Origin of the sequence: Pseudomonas sp. Irchel s3a18, assembly GCF_900187535.1 — a bacterium.
Taxonomy (GTDB): Bacteria; Pseudomonadota; Gammaproteobacteria; order Pseudomonadales; family Pseudomonadaceae; genus Aquipseudomonas.
Map to the genome: position 1 here is coordinate 143,296 of NZ_FYDV01000006.1, position 16,852 is coordinate 160,147.

At 61.7% G+C, this 16,852-nt stretch carries 13 protein-coding genes and 1 pseudogene; 9 read left to right on the top strand and 5 right to left on the bottom strand.

The window, feature by feature from the left end:
* Positions 1 to 6: 6 nt before the first annotated feature.
* Both CKW29_RS11100 and CKW29_RS11105 read right to left on the bottom strand, forming a co-directional pair.
* Entirely contained in the window at positions 7 to 210 is a 204-nt protein-coding gene (locus CKW29_RS11100) for a PLD nuclease N-terminal domain-containing protein (RefSeq protein WP_256584870.1), read from the bottom strand.
* 229 nt (positions 211 to 439) lie between these two features.
* The gene (locus CKW29_RS11105; protein ID WP_095148471.1) at positions 440 to 850 is read right to left on the bottom strand and encodes a hypothetical protein; all 411 of its coding nucleotides are present in this window, start codon (positions 848 to 850) and stop codon (positions 440 to 442) included.
* Between the two features lie 305 nt (positions 851 to 1,155).
* On the opposite strand from CKW29_RS11105, the gene CKW29_RS11110 reads away from it, so the two are divergent.
* A complete protein-coding gene (locus CKW29_RS11110; protein WP_095148532.1) occupies positions 1,156 to 1,461 on the top strand; it encodes a DUF6388 family protein in 306 nt (101 codons plus the stop codon).
* 76 nt (positions 1,462 to 1,537) lie between these two features.
* On the opposite strand, the gene nadC is transcribed toward CKW29_RS11110, so the two are convergent.
* Complete coding sequence (gene nadC, locus CKW29_RS11115; protein WP_095148472.1) at positions 1,538 to 2,386, bottom strand: carboxylating nicotinate-nucleotide diphosphorylase; 849 nt, start codon at positions 2,384 to 2,386, stop codon at positions 1,538 to 1,540.
* Between the two features lie 332 nt (positions 2,387 to 2,718).
* Here nadC and CKW29_RS11120 point away from each other — a divergent pair.
* From CKW29_RS11120 to CKW29_RS11135, 4 genes and pseudogenes are all read left to right on the top strand, one after another.
* Positions 2,719 to 3,684, top strand: a pseudogene (locus CKW29_RS11120) (DUF1631 family protein); the annotation flags it as partial.
* Positions 3,685 to 3,847: 163 nt separating this feature from the next.
* Complete coding sequence (gene ampD / locus CKW29_RS11125; protein ID WP_095148474.1) at positions 3,848 to 4,408, top strand: 1,6-anhydro-N-acetylmuramyl-L-alanine amidase AmpD; 561 nt, start codon at positions 3,848 to 3,850, stop codon at positions 4,406 to 4,408.
* A complete protein-coding gene (gene ampE, locus CKW29_RS11130) occupies positions 4,405 to 5,241 on the top strand; it encodes a regulatory signaling modulator protein AmpE (protein ID WP_095148475.1) in 837 nt (278 codons plus the stop codon). Before ampD ends, ampE begins: the two co-directional genes overlap by 4 nt.
* 176 nt (positions 5,242 to 5,417) lie before the next feature.
* The gene (locus CKW29_RS11135; RefSeq protein ID WP_095148476.1) at positions 5,418 to 7,448 is read left to right on the top strand and encodes a methyl-accepting chemotaxis protein; all 2,031 of its coding nucleotides are present in this window, start codon (positions 5,418 to 5,420) and stop codon (positions 7,446 to 7,448) included.
* 42 nt (positions 7,449 to 7,490) lie between these two features.
* On the opposite strand, the gene CKW29_RS11140 is transcribed toward CKW29_RS11135, so the two are convergent.
* Positions 7,491 to 8,267, bottom strand: coding sequence for a TatD family hydrolase (locus CKW29_RS11140; protein ID WP_095148477.1), 777 nt, complete (start codon positions 8,265 to 8,267; stop codon positions 7,491 to 7,493).
* 3 nt (positions 8,268 to 8,270) lie between these two features.
* Positions 8,271 to 9,266: a catabolite repressor/activator gene (cra, locus tag CKW29_RS11145; RefSeq protein WP_095081616.1), complete on the bottom strand. Its 996-nt coding sequence runs from the start codon at positions 9,264 to 9,266 to the stop codon at positions 8,271 to 8,273.
* A 307-nt stretch (positions 9,267 to 9,573) separates the two neighbouring features.
* Here cra and ptsP point away from each other — a divergent pair, with 307 nt between their 5' ends.
* The 4 genes from ptsP to CKW29_RS11165 all read left to right on the top strand — a co-directional run bounded on the left by ptsP (position 9,574) and on the right by CKW29_RS11165 (position 16,795).
* Positions 9,574 to 12,435 (top strand): phosphoenolpyruvate--protein phosphotransferase, encoded by a 2,862-nt coding sequence (gene ptsP, locus CKW29_RS11150; protein WP_095148478.1) that lies wholly within the window; start codon positions 9,574 to 9,576, stop codon positions 12,433 to 12,435.
* The gene (gene pfkB / locus CKW29_RS11155; protein WP_095145043.1) at positions 12,435 to 13,376 is read left to right on the top strand and encodes a 1-phosphofructokinase; all 942 of its coding nucleotides are present in this window, start codon (positions 12,435 to 12,437) and stop codon (positions 13,374 to 13,376) included. The genes ptsP and pfkB overlap by 1 nt, the downstream gene beginning before the upstream one ends.
* Before the next feature lie 11 nt (positions 13,377 to 13,387).
* On the top strand, positions 13,388 to 15,124 hold the full coding sequence (locus CKW29_RS11160) for a PTS fructose-like transporter subunit IIB (RefSeq protein WP_095148479.1): 1,737 nt from the start codon (positions 13,388 to 13,390) through the stop codon (positions 15,122 to 15,124).
* Between the two features lie 129 nt (positions 15,125 to 15,253).
* Positions 15,254 to 16,795: an alkaline phosphatase gene (locus tag CKW29_RS11165; protein ID WP_095148480.1), complete on the top strand. Its 1,542-nt coding sequence runs from the start codon at positions 15,254 to 15,256 to the stop codon at positions 16,793 to 16,795.
* Positions 16,796 to 16,852 lie beyond the last annotated feature (57 nt).

Below are 16,852 nucleotides of genomic sequence, written 5' to 3' on the forward strand. Positions count from 1 at the left end.
TGTGCCTCAGTTGGATGAGGGCAGACGAATGTTGCCGCGTGGGCCGGTCAGAGCCCAGATGATCAGGCCGAGTACTGGGAGAAATGCAACCAGTGCCACCCAGAGAACTTTCTTCAGGGTATCTGCATTACTTTTCACCACATTGAAGATCGCCCAGATATCCAGGGCAAAAATGACGAAGGCGATGAGGTCGAACAAGATAGAGCCCAAGGAAATACTCATATGTAATTGGATTGTTACTGATGATAAGCAAAATACTTTGCTGATCCAAGGCGCACCAGCGACTTTCGGTCATGATGCCTGTCAATGTCCGCATCCGCCTGTGGATTCAACCGGGATACCGGTAGCACAGCGGACGCCGAAAGCGGCGTGAGCCGGTGACCAGATTCTAGCGGTGGCACGGGTTGAACTGGCACAGTAAGATTCGACGCCACTCCCCTTATTTCACCTTCTGGCTCAATTCCTCGACGATCCGCTTGAGTTGATCGATCGTGCGATCTTGATCGCTGATCTGTTGCTTGAGGTTCGAGATTTCGCTGTTGTTCGAGTTGGCGCTTGAGCCGCTGTTGCGCTTGAGTTCTTCTATCTGGCGGGCCTGGTCGCCGATGGTGCGCTTCTGGGTTTCCAGTTTGTCGACATTGACCTTCACGGTTTTCTGCAGGTTTTCCAGATCAGTGATGCTGACGTTGCTTCTGACCAGCGTGTCCTTATCGAATGAGCTGTGGATGGCAGGGATTTTGTCGTCGTAAGACGCCGGGCCAGAGGAGACTTCAACCGCGGCTTGGGTAATGCTGGCCAATGTCAGGGCGCCGAGCAGCAGGGTGGATGAAAGCTTCGAGAAACTGCGCATCGCTGTGGAGCTCCTGGTGAAGTGTCGATATGGCATATCGCTATGACCCGGGAGGCGGATTTATGTTCCCGAAGGTTGCTGCACCTGATGTGCACGGCATTTTATGGAATAGATGCAAAGAGCCGTGTAAATCGTCGGCCAAACATCCTATATTTGGTATCTGCATGAGCATCGCCCAGCAGTTTTCAGATGATCCCGAATGGTTCTGAAGGCCAGATAAACCAAGCTTGAAGCGGTTTTTCTGCGTCAGAGAGATCCTTGATGATCCAGATCCATCTTCCATTCCCATGATCAGCGAGAACGCCATGACCGTGAAAGAAATGACCCAGCAAGACAGGCACGCAGAAGCCCTCAAGAAGTACATGCTTGATGCGCCAGAATTGATGGACGAGATCAAGGACTTGAGTCCTGATGATCAGAAAGATCAGATCCAGTGGGCGTTCGAGGATGAAGCCGAAGCCCAGGGCTTGCAGCCGTGGGAGCTGACCCTCAAGTACACCTCGACGCCAGAAGAGTACGAAGCGACGCGCCTTGCATTGCACAAGGAAGCGGCTGAAGTACTGGGTGTCGAATGGGAAGAGTACTGCGAGATGAACAATCTGGTGGTCTAGGAGCGGCTAGAAGCTTCAAGCGGCAAGCTACAAGACAAAGCCGCGCCGCTTGAAGCTTGTCGCTCGCCGCTGCTCCTCAGAGACTGAGGCGCATCGACAGGTCCACGGCCTTCACGTCCTTGGTCATCGCACCAATCGAGATGTAGTCCACGCCCGTTTCGGCGATTGGCCGCAAGGTGCTTTCGTTGACACCGCCGCTGGCCTCCAGCTTCGCCTTGCCGGCGTTCAGGCGTACGGCTTCGCGCATGTCGTCCAGGCTCAGTTCATCGAGCATGATGATGTCGGCACCTGCTGCCAGCGCCTCTTTGAGCTCCGACAGATTTTCCACTTCAACTTCCACCGGTTTGCCCGGGGCGATCTTGTGCGCGGCCGCGATGGCCTGCGCGATGCCACCACAGGCGGCGATATGGTTTTCCTTGATCAGGAAGGCGTCATACAGGCCGATACGGTGGTTGTGGCAGCTACCGCAGGTCACCGCATACTTTTGCGCCAGGCGCAGCCCAGGCAGGGTCTTGCGGGTGTCCAGCAGCTTGACCTGGGTGTCGGCGACGAAGTCGGCCAGGAACTGCGCGCGGGTGGCTACCCCCGAGAGCAATTGCAGGAAGTTCAGCGCGCTGCGCTCGCCTGTCAGTAGCGAGCGGGCCGGGCCTTCAAGGTGAAACAGGATCTGATCGGGGCTCACGTGCTCACCGTCGCGCACTTGCCAGTGCACGGCCACGCGTGGATCCAGCTGGCGGAACACCGCATCAACCCAGGCAGTACCGCTGATGACGGCGGCGTCACGGGTGATGATGGTGGCTTTGGCCAGGCGTTCGGCCGGGATCAGTTGTGCGGTGATGTCGCCGCTGCCGATGTCTTCCAGCAACGCACGGCGCACGTTGGCTTCGATTTCGGCGGTCAAATCGGCGAGGCGTAGATTCGGCATAACGGGCTCCACAAACAAAGTGGCCCGATTATAGGGCCATGCCGGGAGCGAACCCAAGGCGGCAAATGCCTTGAGGGTGTACTCCCTTGCGCGTTTGCTCGACCCAAGCGCTATTTCAAGGGCGCGAGCAGAGTCCGCTGGCACTCGGAGCGACTTTTGCCAGATAATCGCGCCTTGAGATTGACGTCATAGCTTTGACGAGTCCGGCTCCCTCCCGAACATCGAAACCTGATGGTGTGCATTACGCGTACCGCTGCGCACGGGGTGCGAGCGTTTGCCATGGGTTTCACGGTGATACCGGACCGCAGCGTTATCCCTTTCAGGAGGCTTGGATGCACAACGACGGGAATGTGGTGCCTTTGCATAAGGGCACTACCGATCAGGCGAGTCCATCGCCGCTCGCCCGCCTGCCGGTGATTGCGCTTCAGATTCGCGACAAGGCCACGCAGCAATTGCGACAGGGTTTGCAGGTGCTGTTCGATAACGCCGACGATACCCTGTTTGAAATGGCTGACCGGGCCCGGGACAACTCGGAGCAAAATACTTTCTTTGAAGCCATGCGCGACTTGCGCCTCAAACGCAAGAACATCGAGCGCGGCTTCCTTGAGTGCTTCTACGAGGCCTTTGCCGGGCTGATCCAGTACGTTCCCGCACATGCCAGCTTGCCGCTGACCATGACTGTCGACCCGGTCGAGCGCCAGGACGACCATGAGCGGCAGGTGGCGCTGCACGCCATGGTATCCAGAGCACTCAACCGCGATGGCCTGGCCCTGCGCCAGTTGACCCTGCGCCTGAGCGCGCTGCTGGGCAAGCGGCTGGACGACGCGCGCAACCCGCTGGGACCGACGATGCTGTGCGAGTATTTCTTGCGGGCCGGGCGCAATCTGGGGGTGGAGACCCGGGTCAAGCTGATCATCCTCACCTTGTTCGAGCGCTACGTGCTGAGCGAAGCCACCCAGATCTACGCGCACGCCAACCAGTTGTTGATCGCCACTGGTGTGCTACCGGAGCTCAACGCCGCTGTGGCGTGCCCTGTGGAGGAGCCTTCATTGATTCACCGGTGTGTCGAGCCCCGTGCAACAGGCAGCCCTCAGGTCGATGTACCTGTGCAGGAGGTCTTCGTTGCCTTGCAGCACCTGTTGTGTCACCTGCGTGGCAGTGCCGCGCCGGGGCTCGAAACCCGTACCCGGCCGCAACCCCTCTCGACTCGCGACCTACTGCGTTTGCGCTCGCACTTGCAGCAGTACGAACCGACACCGTATGCCCGGAACGATTTGGACCGGTGCAGCCCGCTTGAGACCCCCTCCCTGTACCTGGCCGAGGATGAGAGCGTGTTGTTCGATCAGGCCCTGGAGTCGGTCATTGGCCAGTTACACCGACTCAATCGCGGCAAGTGATCGCAACCTTGGGGGCGATCACGGCATACTGAAGCCTGTCAAAGCCGTTGTTGAAGGAACCTGTATGCAGCTGGACCTCGCGAGTGGCTGGTTTGACGGGGTGCGTCACTGCCCGTCCCCCAACTTCAATGCGCGCCCCTCGGGCGAAATTTCCTTGCTGGTGATTCACAACATCAGTCTGCCCCCGGCGCAGTTCGCCACGGGCAAGGTGCAGGAGTTTTTTCAGAACCGTCTGGATGTCACCGAACATCCCTACTTTGCAGGGATCGCCGACCTGCGCGTATCGGCGCACTTTCTGATCGAGCGTGACGGCACGATCACGCAGTTTGTCTCTTGTCTTGAGCGGGCCTGGCATGCCGGTGTTTCCAGGTTTGAGGGGCGCGAAAGCTGTAATGATTTTTCGCTGGGCATCGAACTGGAAGGCACCGATGACCTGCCGTTCACCGATGCCCAGTATCAGGCGCTAACGGCACTGACCAACCAGTTGCAGGCCGCCTTTACGGCGATCACAAAGGAACGTATCCAGGGGCACAGTGACATCGCCCCAGGACGCAAAACTGACCCAGGGCCGGCGTTCGATTGGGTACGCTATCGCGCGGCGTTGGAAAAAGGGGAAGGACAATGAGTTTTCTGGTGTTACTGCTGGCTGTCTGGATCGAGAAGTTCTCGGCGCTGCGACACCGGGTGCAGCGTGACGGTGGGTGGTTGCGTGAACTGACCCGGCTGGAAAGCACCTCGCGGTTGACTGATCGGCCATGGGTGGTGTTGGCGCTGCTGGTGCTGTTGCCGGTGACCGTGCTTGGCTTGCTGCTACTGGCACTGGAGCCGGTGGCCTATGGGTTGCTGGCCTTGCCGGTGCATTTGCTGGTGGTGATCTACAGCCTGGGTCGGGGTGACTTGCTCGGTGGCCTGGGACCCTTTCGTGATGCCTGGCGCCGGGAAGACCTGCAAGCGGCCGCCCATGTCGCCCAGCGCGATCTGGATGTTTGCGCTGACAGTGGTGAGCAATTGCTGCAACGGGTGCAAGGCTATTTGGTGTGGGAAGCATACCAGGGTTTTTTCGCGGTGATTTTCTGGTATTTCCTGCTCGGTCCGGTGGCGGCCCTGAGCTATCGCTTGCTGGCCCTGGCCGCGGAGCACGGCCAGAGCCCGGCACTGGTGGAGCGTGCTGCGCAACTGCGGCACGCCTTTGACTGGTTGCCCGTGCGCTTGCTGGCGGTAAGTTTCGCCCTGGTGGGTAATTTTGTCGCCGTCAGTCGGGTCATGCTCCATGAGCTGCTGAACTGGAACATCAGCGCCGCGCAGTTGATCGAGAAGGCCGGCATGGTCGCGGGAGAAATTCCACCGCCGGTGACCGGACCTGACGGTCTCAACAACCTGGATCAGATTTGGGAGCTGTTGCTGCGGGCGGCAGTGGTCTGGTATGCCGGTTTTGCCCTTTGGACTGTCCTGCTCTGAAGACCCCGTGGGCCTGTAGCCGCCAGTTGCTACAGGCCTGCACAGCTTCCTGCCGTTAACCTTAAGTTACAAAACCTTCCGCCGATTTAAGTTATACAGCAGTAGCGCGCCATGGTGGCTATCTGCCGTCTCTGCGTGCCTGCCAATAACAATAAGAAATCCAAGGGAGACTTCCAGTGAAGAGCTTGCTCTATCCCGCCATTGCACTGATGAATCGCCTGAGCTTCGGCATGAAGTTCAGCCTGATCAGCGTGCTGTTCCTGCTACCCATGCTGGTGACCAACTTCTATCTGGTGCGCGATTCGTATCGTGAATTCCAGGGGACGCGGGTTGAATTGCAAAGTCTCGACCTGTTGGGCAGCGGCCTGACCCTGCGGCGCGACCTGGAAACCCTGAACAATCTGGTGCAGATCAACACGAGCCTCGGCCAGTCCGGCAAGGCGGGGGATATCGAGTCGAAGATCAGTGCCCTTGAGCAGAGCGTGCTGGAGCGCCTGCAAGCGCTGAACGCGATGACCAGCGACCCGGAACAGGTCAGCGTGTTCGATGCCAAGCGCGATGAAATGATCGCAGCGTTCAAGGCCCAGCAGACGGAGAAGTCCCTGCAGAGCAAAAGCGCGATGATCGGCAAGCTGCTCGGCAATGCGCAGATTTTCGGCCAGATCATCACCAGCCAGTCCGGCTTGAGCCGGGACAACCAGGGCGACATCCGTCAGCTGAGTGAACTGCTCACCAACGTCACCCCCCGAGTCACGCAGATCCTCGGCGATGGCCGGGCAATGGGCGCGTTCTCGTTGGGGCAGGGCTTTCTGAATTCCGCGTCGTCCACCCGCTTCGATGAACTGCTGGCGCAGATGGAAAGGCTGCAGGCTGAATATGCCCTCAAACTGCAGGATGCGCTGGGTGCCAGCAAAGCCGCGCGCGAGGTGCTGGAGCCGGCAGCCAATGCCAGCCAGGCCACGCTCAAGCAAGCCAGCGAACTGTTCGAAGACCAGGTGGTGATGGCCGACACCCTCGATGCACCTTGGCAGGGTTTTTACGACCAGGTCACCGGTCTGATGGCGCAGACCTACCAGTTGAACGACGCGATGCTGAAGTTTCTCGCGGTTCAATTGCAACAACGCCTGGAGCAGAACCGTACGCACATGGTGCTGCAAGCGGTAGCGCTCAGTGTGGTGTTCGTGCTGATTTTCTATCTCTACGGCGGCTTCTACGCCTCCACCCGGACCACGCTCAAACGCCTGGGCGGGGTCATGGACAAAGTGGCGGCCGGAGACATGACTGTGACCTTCACTGCCCACAGCCGTGATGAACTGGGTGAGCTGGGTAACGTGTTCAACGGCACGGTGGCCAAGATTCATGACCTGATCGAACGGGTCGGCAAAACCGTCAATGAGGTCGAGCGTCAGGCCGGCCAGGTGCAAACGGTGTCAGCCCAGAGCAATCAGGCGGTGGCCGGTCAGCGCACGCAGATCGAGCAGGTTGCCACGGCGATGAACCAGATGTCGGCCACCTCCCAGGAAGTGGCGCGCAGTGCCGCCGCCGCGGTGAGCAGCGCCCACAGCGTGAACGACGAAACCATCAGCGGGCGTGGGTTGGTCGAGTCGCAGCAAGGCAGCATTGCTCAACTGGCCAGCGAGATCGACGCGTCGGTGCTGGTGATCAATCAACTGGCCAGCGACAGCCAGTCCATCAGTCGCGTGCTGGAAGTGATCAAGAGTATTGCCGAACAGACCAACCTGTTGGCGCTCAATGCCGCCATCGAGGCGGCCCGGGCGGGTGAGCAGGGACGTGGTTTTGCGGTGGTGGCCGATGAGGTCCGCACCCTGGCCAAGCGCACCCAGCAATCGACCGAAGAGATCGAACAGATGATCGCCAGGCTGCACGCTGGCGTGGGGGCCGCGGTGAAGGCCATGGGCGTCAGTCATCAGATGGCCAGCGGCACCGTCGGGCAATCGGAGAAGGTTCAGCAGGCCCTGGAAAACATTCTCGGCGCGGTGGGCATGATCGTCGACCAGAACCAGCAGATTGCGGCCGCCGTCGAGCAGCAGACCGCCGTGGCGCACGATATCGACCAAAACATTGTCGAGATCAACCGCGCCGGCGAGCGCACCGCCGAAGGCGCGCACCAGACCGAAGACGCCAGCCGCGCCCTGTCAGCCCAGGTCGTGCAGTTGAAGCACTTGATCAGCGCCTTTCGAGTCTGAAGGCCGCCACGACGGTCGTTTGCACAGGGCCGCTGCGGTTGATTACCAGTTGAACACTTCGCAGGCGTTGGCCGTGCTGGCGGCTGCCAGTTGTTCCGGGCTGATGGCCATGATCGGTGCCAGGGCCGAGCAAATCGCCGGCAGGTGGGCAGGGCTGTTGCGTTGGTTGGGGTACATGGCGGGGGCCATGTCCGGTGAGTCGGTTTCCAGTACCACCGACTCCAGCGGCAAGTCGGCGATCACCTTGTGCAGGCGCAGCGCTTGCGGCCAGGTCGGCGCGCCACCCAATCCCAGCTTGAACCCGAGCTTGATGTACTCGCGGGCTTCCTCGCGGCTGCCGGCAAAGGCGTGAATGATCCCGGCACGTTTGAGCTTGAAGCGCTTCAAGGTGGCAATCACCGCCGCGTGGCTGCGCCGAACGTGCAGCAGGGCGGGTAGCTGGAAGTCGGCGGCCAGCTGCAACTGTGCTTCGAACAATGTTTGCTGGCGCTCGCGATCCAGGGACTCCAGGAAGTAATCCAGACCGATTTCACCCACCGCGCATAATTGCTTATGGCCGGCTAGGCGGGTCAGCCAGCCGGCCAGTTCCGTGAGGTCGGCGGGGCGGTGTTCGTCGAGATACACCGGGTGCAGGCCGAATGCGGCATACAGGTGCGCATCGCTTTGCACCAGGTCCCAGACCCGCTGCCAATTGCGCTGATAAACCCCCAGCACCACCATCCGCTTGACCCCCAGGGCGCGGCTTTTGGCCAGCAGCGCCTGACGATCGGCGTCGAAATCCGGAAAATCCAGATGGGTGTGGCTGTCGATCAGCTCCACGGTTCAGTCCTGGTGAATGCGCTGCTTGAACGTCCGCGCAATGGCCTGTACGCCGGGTTGGTAGTGGTCTTGCTCAATGGCGGCGAGGGCTAGTTGCAAGGCCTTTTCGGCGATCAGTCGATGCTGCTGGGCCATGGCGTTGACAGGCAGTGGCAGGAAGTCCAGCAACTGGGTGTCACCAAAGGTGCCCAGGCGCAGTGGACGGGTCTTCAACGGGAAGTCGTGCAAGGCATCGAACACGCCTTGCAGCAGCACATAGGAGGTAGTCACCAGCGCATCCGGTAAGTGACCCAGGCGTTGCAGCAGTTCTTCCATCAGTTGCCGACCGCAGTCGCGACTGAATGACTCGCCGTGTTCGATCAGCACTTGGCCCTCGAACTCGACCAAGGCCTGTTTGAAACCGGCGGCACGTTCCTGGCTGATGCTCAGTTCGGGCCGCGCGCCAATCAGGGCGATCTGCCTGGGGGCCGGTTGCAACAGGCTTCGCGTGAGTTGCAGGCTGGCTTCGCGGTCATCGCTGATCACCGAGCAGAAATGTTCAGGCTCCATGACCCGGTCGATGGCAATGATCGGCAAGCCTTTGGCCTGCAATTGGCGATAGCTGTCATCGCCAGCCGGCAGGCAACTGGCAACGATCAGGGCATCGCAGCGCCGGGCGCGAAACAGCGCCAGCAATTGCCGCTCGCTGTCCGGGGCGTCGTCGGAGCTGGCGATCAGCAACTGATAGCCGCGCGCCCGGGCACCTTGTTCCAGCAACTTGGCAATCCGTGCGTAGCTGGGGTTTTCCAGATCCGGCAGGATAAAGCCCAGGGTGCGGGTGTGCCGACTGCGCAACCCGGCGGCTTGAGGATTAGGCGTGAAGCCGTGCTGCTCGACCACCGCGCGGACACGCTCGACCGTGGCGTTGCTGATGCGCTGCTGTTCGGCCTTGCCATTGATGACATAGCTGGCGGTGGTCACGGACACACCGGCCAGCTGGGCAATATCACTGAGTTTCAACCCGGGAATTCCTTGTTTGTTCGAGCTTGCCCCGACATTGTGGCCAATCCTACCCGATTACGGCAGGCGACCAATGTCGCAAGCATCCGACCGGTTGGACTTCAAGCATGAGCGATTATCGAGTAACGTGCCAATTCATCTAGATTAAACGTTTCAGCAAGCGTATTTTCTTCTTCATTGGCGCCTTTGGCCATGACTGCCGTGAAACCGCCAAAGGATGCCCTGAAAGAGAGTGCGCGGATTAAAGCCTAAGCTTATTCATTCAAAACAATACCTGGTGCGGCCCCCGTACCCAAAAGGAGAAAGCATGCTCGAGCTCACTATAGAGCAGATATCCATGGGCCAGTCGGCTGTGGATAAAGCCGCTGCATTGCGTGTGCTGGCTGATAGCCTGGTCGCCGACGGTCTGGTGGCCGAGGGTTACCTTGGCGGGTTGCAGGCACGTGAAGCCCAGGGCTCGACCTTTCTCGGTCAAGGTATTGCCATTCCCCATGGCACCCCGCAAACCCGTGATCTGGTGCACACCACGGGTGTGCGTCTGTTGCAGTTCCCTGACGGGGTGGACTGGGGCGACGGTCAGATGGTTTACCTGGCGATCGGCATCGCGGCCAAGTCCGACGAGCATTTACACCTGCTGCAACTGCTGACTCGCGCCTTGGGTGAAACCGACCTGGGCCAGGCATTGCGTCGAGCCGGTTCTGCCGAAGCCTTGCTCAAGCTGTTGCAAAGCGCCCCGCAGGAGTTGGCGCTGGATGCCCAGATGATCGGTCTGGGGGTCTGTGCCGAAGATTTCGAAGAGCTGGTCTGGCGGGGCGCGCGGTTGTTGCGTCAGGCCGATTGTGTGGGCAACGGTTTTTCGGCCGTCCTGCAGCAGGTTGAAGCGCTGCCCCTGGGCGATGGCTTGTGGTGGTTGCACAGCGAGCAAACGGTCAAGCGCCCGGGCTTGGCGTTCGTGACGCCGGACAAACCGATCCGTTACCTTGGCCAGCCACTGAGCGGGTTGTTCTGCCTGGCCAGCCTGGGCGAAGCGCACCAAGCATTGCTTGAGCGGTTATGCGCCCTGTTGATTGAAGGTCGCGGCCATGAACTGGGACGGGCCACCAGCCGTCGCGCAGTCCTGGAGGTGCTCGGTGGCGAGTTGCCGGCTGATTGGCCCAGCGCTCGCATCGCGCTGGCCAACGCCCACGGTTTGCATGCGCGGCCAGCGAAAATCCTCGCCCAACTGGCCAAGCGCTTTGACGGCGAGATTCGCGTGCGGATCGTCGATGGCCAGGACAGTGCGGTGTCGGTGAAAAGCCTGAGCAAACTGCTGAGCCTGGGTGCCCGTCGTGGGCAGGTGCTGGAGCTGATCGCCGAGCCGAGCATTGCCGCCGATGCCTTACCCGCCTTGTTGGCGGCCATTGAAGAGGGGCTGGGGGAAGACATTGAACCCTTGCCGGCCGCGATCGAGCACCCAGCGGTGATTGCTGAAGACACCCTGGAGATCGTCGCGCCGAGCCCGGGCAGCCTGGTTCAGGCCATTGCCGCCGCGCCGGGGATTGCCATTGGTCCGGCCCATATACAGGTTCAGCAAGCCATTGATTACCCATTGCGTGGCGAGTCCTCCGCGATCGAGCGCGAGCGGCTGAAAGCGGCGCTGGCTGAGGTGCGCCACAGCATTGAAGGGCTGATCCAGCGCAGCCAGGCCAAGGCCATTCGTGAGATTTTCATCACTCACCAGGAAATGCTCGACGACCCGGAATTGACGGATGAGGTCGATACCCGTCTCAAGCAGGGGGAGAGTGCGCAAGCGGCCTGGATGGCGGTGATTGACGCGGCAGCCAGGCAACAGGAGTCCTTGCAGGACGCCTTGCTCGCCGAACGCGCGGCAGACTTGCGCGATATCGGCCGCCGGGTGCTGGCGCAGTTGTGCGGCATTGAAACCCCGAGCGAGCCTGCGCAACCGTACATTCTGGTGATGGATGAAGTGGGGCCGTCCGATGTGGCGCGGCTGGATCCGGCCCGGGTCGCCGGCATTCTTACCGCACGGGGTGGCGCCACCGCCCACAGTGCTATCGTCGCCCGGGCGCTGGGTATCCCGGCGTTGGTCGGCGCGGGCGCGGCAGTGTTGTTGCTGACACCGGGCACCCCGTTGCTGCTGGATGGCCAGCGCGGCCGACTGCATGTCGATGCCGACGCCGCGACCCTGCAGCGCGCGATTCAAGAACGCGACAGCCGCGAGCAGCGGCTCAAGGTCGCCGCTGAACAACGTCATCAACCGGCGCTGACCCTCGACGGTCATCCGGTGGAAGTGTTCGCCAACATCGGTGAAAGCGCGGGCGTGCACAGTGCAGTGGAGCAGGGCGCCGAAGGCATTGGATTGCTGCGCACCGAACTGATTTTCATGGCGCACCCACAAGCACCGGACGAAGCCACTCAGGAAGCCGAGTATCGTCGGGTGCTCGATGGCCTGGCCGGGCGGCCGCTGGTGGTGCGCACCCTTGATGTCGGCGGTGACAAGCCGCTGCCGTATTGGCCGATTGCCAAGGAAGAAAACCCGTTCCTGGGTGTGCGCGGCATTCGCCTGACCCTGCAGCGCCCGCACGTCATGCAGGCGCAGTTGCGCGCCTTGCTGCGCGCTGCTGGCAACCGCCCGTTGCGAATCATGTTTCCAATGGTCGGTAGCCTGGACGAATGGCGCCAGGCGCGGGACATGACCGAACGCCTGCGTCTGGAAATCCCGGTGGCCGACCTGCAACTGGGGATCATGGTCGAAGTGCCGTCGGCGGCATTGCTGGCGCCGGTGCTGGCCAGGGAAGTCGACTTCTTCAGCATTGGCACCAACGACCTGACTCAATACACCCTGGCCATCGACCGGGGTCACCCGACGCTATCGGCACAGGCTGATGGATTGCACCCGGCGGTCCTGCAATTGATCGACATCACCGTGCGGGCCGCCCATGCTCATGGCAAGTGGGTCGGCGTCTGTGGCGAGCTGGCGGCCGATCCGCTGGCGGTACCAGTGCTGGTGGGGCTGGGGGTGGATGAGTTGAGCGTAGGGGCGCGCAGTATCGGCGAGGTCAAGGCGCGGGTTCGCGAGTTGAGTCTTGAGCAGGCAACATATCTGGCCCAACAGGCATTGGCCGTGGGCAGCGCACAGGAAGTGCGCGCGTTAGTGGAGGCACTGTAATGGCTAAGATTCTAACCCTGACCCTCAACCCGGCGCTGGACCTCACGGTTCAGCTGTCGCACCTGGAGCCCGGTCAGCTCAACCGCAGTGAAACCATGCACACCCATGCTGCCGGCAAGGGGGTGAACGTGGCACAGGTACTGGCCGATCTGGGTCATCAACTGACCGTCAGTGGATTTCTTGGCGAGGACAATCTCCAGGCCTTCGAGGCGTTGTTCGCCGAGCGTGGATTTGTCGATGGCTTTATCCGTGTGCCGGGAGAGACCCGCAGCAATATCAAGCTGGCCGAAGCCAATGGGCGCATCACCGACATCAACGGTCCGGGACCGGTGGTCAGTGGGGTGGCGCAGCAGGCGCTGCTGGCGCGGTTGGAGCAGATAGCACCAGGACATGACGCGGTGGTGGTGGCGGGCAGTCTGCCCCAAGGCGTCAGTGCGCACTGGTTGAAGACCTTGATCGTGCGTTTGAAGCAACTGGGCTTGAAAGTGGCGCTCGACACCAGTGGCGAAGCCTTGCGCGTTGGTCTGACAGCCGGCCCGTGGTTGATCAAGCCCAATGCCCAGGAGTTGGCCGATGCACTGGGTTACGAAACGCTTTCAGTGGCCGCCCAAGCCCAAGCCGCGAGCCGCCTGCACGCCAAAGGCATCGAGCATGTGGTGATTTCCCACGGTTCCGATGGCGTGAATTGGTTCAGTGTCGGCTCGGCGATGCATGCCTCATCGCCGACGGTTCGTGTGGCCAGTACGGTCGGGGCGGGTGACTCATTGCTGGCCGGAATGCTCCACGGCCTGCTCAGTGCCGATCTGCCTGAACAGACGTTGCGCACCGCCACGGCGATTGCCGCCATGGCGGTCACCCAGATCGGCTTTGGCATCGGCGATGCGGCGCAGTTGGCGCGGCTCGAACAGGGGGTGCGCGTTCATCCCCTGACAGAACAATAAGAGGGTAGGTCATGAAGTTAGCCATCGTTACGGCCTGCCCCAATGGCATGGTCACCAGTGTGCTGTGCGCCCGGTTACTGGAGGCGGCGGCGCAGCGCCAGGGCTGGAGCACCAGTGTCGAAGTGCATGACCCGGCACACCCGGAGCGCCAGTTGTCCACCGCGACCCTTGAGGAGGCCGAGTGGGTGTTGCTGGTCAGCACCGGGCCGCTGGACATGTCGCGGTTTGTCGGCAAGCGCGTGTTCCAGAGCACGCCGTCCCAGGCCTTGCAGGACGTCGACGCGGTGCTGCGCCGTGGCGCTTCAGAGGCCCAGGTCTACGTTGCCCCGCCGGCGGCTGAACCGCTGGCGACCCGCCAGGCGGCCCCGCGTCTGGTGGCGGTCACGGCTTGCCCGACGGGTGTGGCCCACACCTTCATGGCCGCCGAGGCCCTGCAGCAAGCGGCCAAGCGGTTGGGCTATGACTTGCAGGTCGAGACCCAGGGCTCGGTCGGCGCGCGCAATCCATTGAGCGCGCAAGCCATCAGCGATGCCGACGTGGTGCTGCTGGCGGCGGACATTGAAGTCGCCACCGAGCGTTTCGCCGGCAAGAAAATCTACCATTGCGGTACCGGCATTGCCCTCAAGCACGCCGAAGCAACGCTGAACAAGGCCCTGGCGGAAGGCAAGCAGGAAGCGGCCTCAAGCGGCTCCAAGGGGCCGGCCGCTCAAGAGAAGACCGGTGTCTACAAACACCTGCTGACGGGCGTGTCGTTCATGCTGCCCATGGTGGTGGCCGGTGGTCTGATGATCGCCTTGTCGTTTGTGTTCGGCATCACCGCGTTCAAGGAAGAGGGCACGCTTGCCGCGGCACTGATGCAGATCGGCGGCGACACCGCGTTCAAGTTGATGGTGCCCTTGCTGGCCGGTTACATCGCCTACTCGATTGCCGACCGTCCGGGCCTGGCGCCGGGGATGATCGGCGGTCTGCTGGCCAGTACCCTGGGGGCCGGTTTCATTGGCGGGATCATTGCCGGCTTCATCGCCGGTTACGCGGCCCAGGCGATCAATCGTTATGCGCGCTTGCCGCAAAGCCTGGAAGCGTTGAAGCCGATTCTGATCATCCCCTTGCTGGCCAGCCTGTTCACCGGCCTGATCATGATTTACGTGGTCGGCAAACCGGTGGCCGGGGTGCTGGCCGGGCTCACGCACTTCCTCGACAGCATGGGCACCACCAATGCGATTCTGCTGGGTGTGTTACTGGGCGCGATGATGTGCGTCGACCTCGGCGGGCCGATCAACAAGGCGGCGTATGCGTTCTCGGTGGGGCTGCTGGCCTCGCAAAGTTATGCACCGATGGCCGCGACCATGGCCGCCGGCATGGTGCCGCCGATTGGCCTGGGCATTGCCACCTTCATCGCCCGGCGCAAGTTCGCCCAGACCGAGCGCGAGGCGGGCAAGGCAGCGCTGGTGCTGGGGCTGTGCTTTATTTCCGAAGGAGCGATTCCGTTCGCCGCCAAGGACCCGTTGCGGGTGATTCCGGCGAGCATTGCCGGCGGCGCGTTGACCGGCGCGCTGTCGATGTACTTCGGCTGCAAGCTGATGGCGCCCCACGGTGGGTTGTTCGTGATGTTGATCCCCAACGCGATCAATCACGCGTTGTTGTATCTGCTGGCGATTGTCGCCGGCAGTCTGCTGACCGCGGTGGTCTATGCCGTGGTCAAGCGCCCGGAAGTGACCGAACTGGCGCTGGAGCCCGCCAAGGCCTGACAGGTCGGCGGTTTCGGCGGCTGCTATTGACCTGTGGCGAGGGATCAAGCTCCCTCGCCACGCAGATGTGTGCCTGTCACAACGGTTTCATTCGGGCATGCTTAAGTTTCCCTTTTCAGGGAGAACACCATGAGCGAATTCGACCCGGGACGTCGTCGAGTCATGCAAGCCGTTGGCGCCGGGCTGTTGTTGCCTGGCCTGGCTCCGGCGGTCATCGCGTCGGTCAAGGAGCGTCCGCAGCTGACCGACGGGGTACAGTCCGGTGACCTGTTGGGCGACCGGGCAATGATCTGGAGCCGCAGCGATCGTCCGGCGCGAATGGTCGTTGAGTGGGACACCCGCAGTCTGTTCAACAACCCTCGCCGGTTCGTCTCGCCCCTGGCCGACGCCCGCACCGATTTCACGGCGCGCGTCGAGTTGACCGGACTGCCCGCCGACCAGGCGATTTTCTACCGTGTGTCCTTCGAAGACGCCCGGACCGGTGTGGCCAGCGAGCCCTGGTTCGGTCACCTGCGCAGCGTGCCGCAGAGTCGTCGGGATATCCGCTTTGTCTGGAGCGGTGACACTGTCGGCCAGGGCTTCGGCATCAACCCGGACATCGGCGGCATGCGTATCTACGAGGCCATGCGTTTGCGCCTGCCGGACTTCTTCATCCACTGCGGCGATACCATCTACGCCGACGGCCCGGTGCCGGCGCAACTGACTACCGAAAGCGGCCGGGTGTGGCGCAACATCACCAGCGAGGCGAAGAGCAAAGTCGCTGAAACCCTCGATGAGTATCGCGGCAATTATCGCTACAACCTGATGGACGAAAACATTCGTCGCTTCAACGCCGAAGTGCCGCAGATCTGGCAGTGGGACGACCACGAAGTGGTCAACAACTGGTCGCCGGGCAAGTTGCTGGACGAACGCTACAGAGATAAAGATATCCACAGCCTGGTCGGTCGGGCGCGACAAGCCTGGCTCGAATATGCGCCGATGCGTTTGCAAACAGCCGACAACGGCGGGCGCATCTACCGCAAGCTGGGTTACGGACCTCTGCTGGACGTGTTCGTGCTGGACATGCGCAGCTATCGCGGGACCAACGATGACAACCTGGGCGCAGAGAAACCTTTCCTGGGGCGTGAGCAACTGGACTGGCTCAAGCGTGAGCTGAAGCAGTCCGGCGCACAGTGGAAAGTCATCGCCGCCGACATGCCTGTTGGCCTGAGTGTACCGGACGGCGAAGTGAGCCCTGGTGTACCGCGCTGGGAAGCGGTGGCCAACGGTGACCCCGGCCCGGCTCAGGGCCGAGAGCTGGAAATCGCAGAGCTGCTGGGGTTCTTGAGGGCGCAGACCGTGCGCAACGTTGTCTGGCTGACGGCCGATGTGCATTACTGCGCCGCGCACCATTACCACCCGGATCGTGCTGCCTTTCAGGACTTCGAACCGTTCTGGGAGTTCGTCGCCGGCCCCTTGAACGCGGGCAGCTTCGGGCCCAACCCGCTGGATAAAACCTTCGGCCCGCAAGTGGTGTTCGAGAAAGCGCCGCCTGCGCAGAACATCTCACCCTTTGCCGGTTTTCAGTTTTTTGGCGAGGTGAACATCGATGGGCAGACGGGGGAGATGAGCGTGGTGCTGCGCGATCTGGATGGGGTGGGGGTGTTTGAGCAGAAGCTGCAGCCGGTGTGAGCGCCGGACCTGATGCAGGGAGCGAGCCAGCGGAACGTCGCCTGGCTCTCTCCCACA

Excerpts from the sequence above, each read along its gene's own strand:
- CKW29_RS11105 (WP_095148471.1), bottom strand. The coding sequence starts at position 850 with ATGCGCAGTTTCTCGAAGCTTTCATCCACCCTGCTGCTCGGCGCCCTG.
- ptsP (WP_095148478.1), top strand. The coding sequence starts at position 9,574 with ATGCTCGAGCTCACTATAGAGCAGATATCCATGGGCCAGTCGGCTGTG.
- CKW29_RS11110 (WP_095148532.1), top strand. The coding sequence starts at position 1,156 with ATGACCGTGAAAGAAATGACCCAGCAAGACAGGCACGCAGAAGCCCTC.
- pfkB (WP_095145043.1), top strand. The coding sequence starts at position 12,435 with ATGGCTAAGATTCTAACCCTGACCCTCAACCCGGCGCTGGACCTCACG.
- nadC (WP_095148472.1), bottom strand. The coding sequence starts at position 2,386 with ATGCCGAATCTACGCCTCGCCGATTTGACCGCCGAAATCGAAGCCAAC.
- ampD (WP_095148474.1), top strand. The coding sequence starts at position 3,848 with ATGCAGCTGGACCTCGCGAGTGGCTGGTTTGACGGGGTGCGTCACTGC.
- CKW29_RS11165 (WP_095148480.1), top strand. The coding sequence starts at position 15,254 with ATGAGCGAATTCGACCCGGGACGTCGTCGAGTCATGCAAGCCGTTGGC.
- ampE (WP_095148475.1), top strand. The coding sequence starts at position 4,405 with ATGAGTTTTCTGGTGTTACTGCTGGCTGTCTGGATCGAGAAGTTCTCG.
- CKW29_RS11160 (WP_095148479.1), top strand. The coding sequence starts at position 13,388 with ATGAAGTTAGCCATCGTTACGGCCTGCCCCAATGGCATGGTCACCAGT.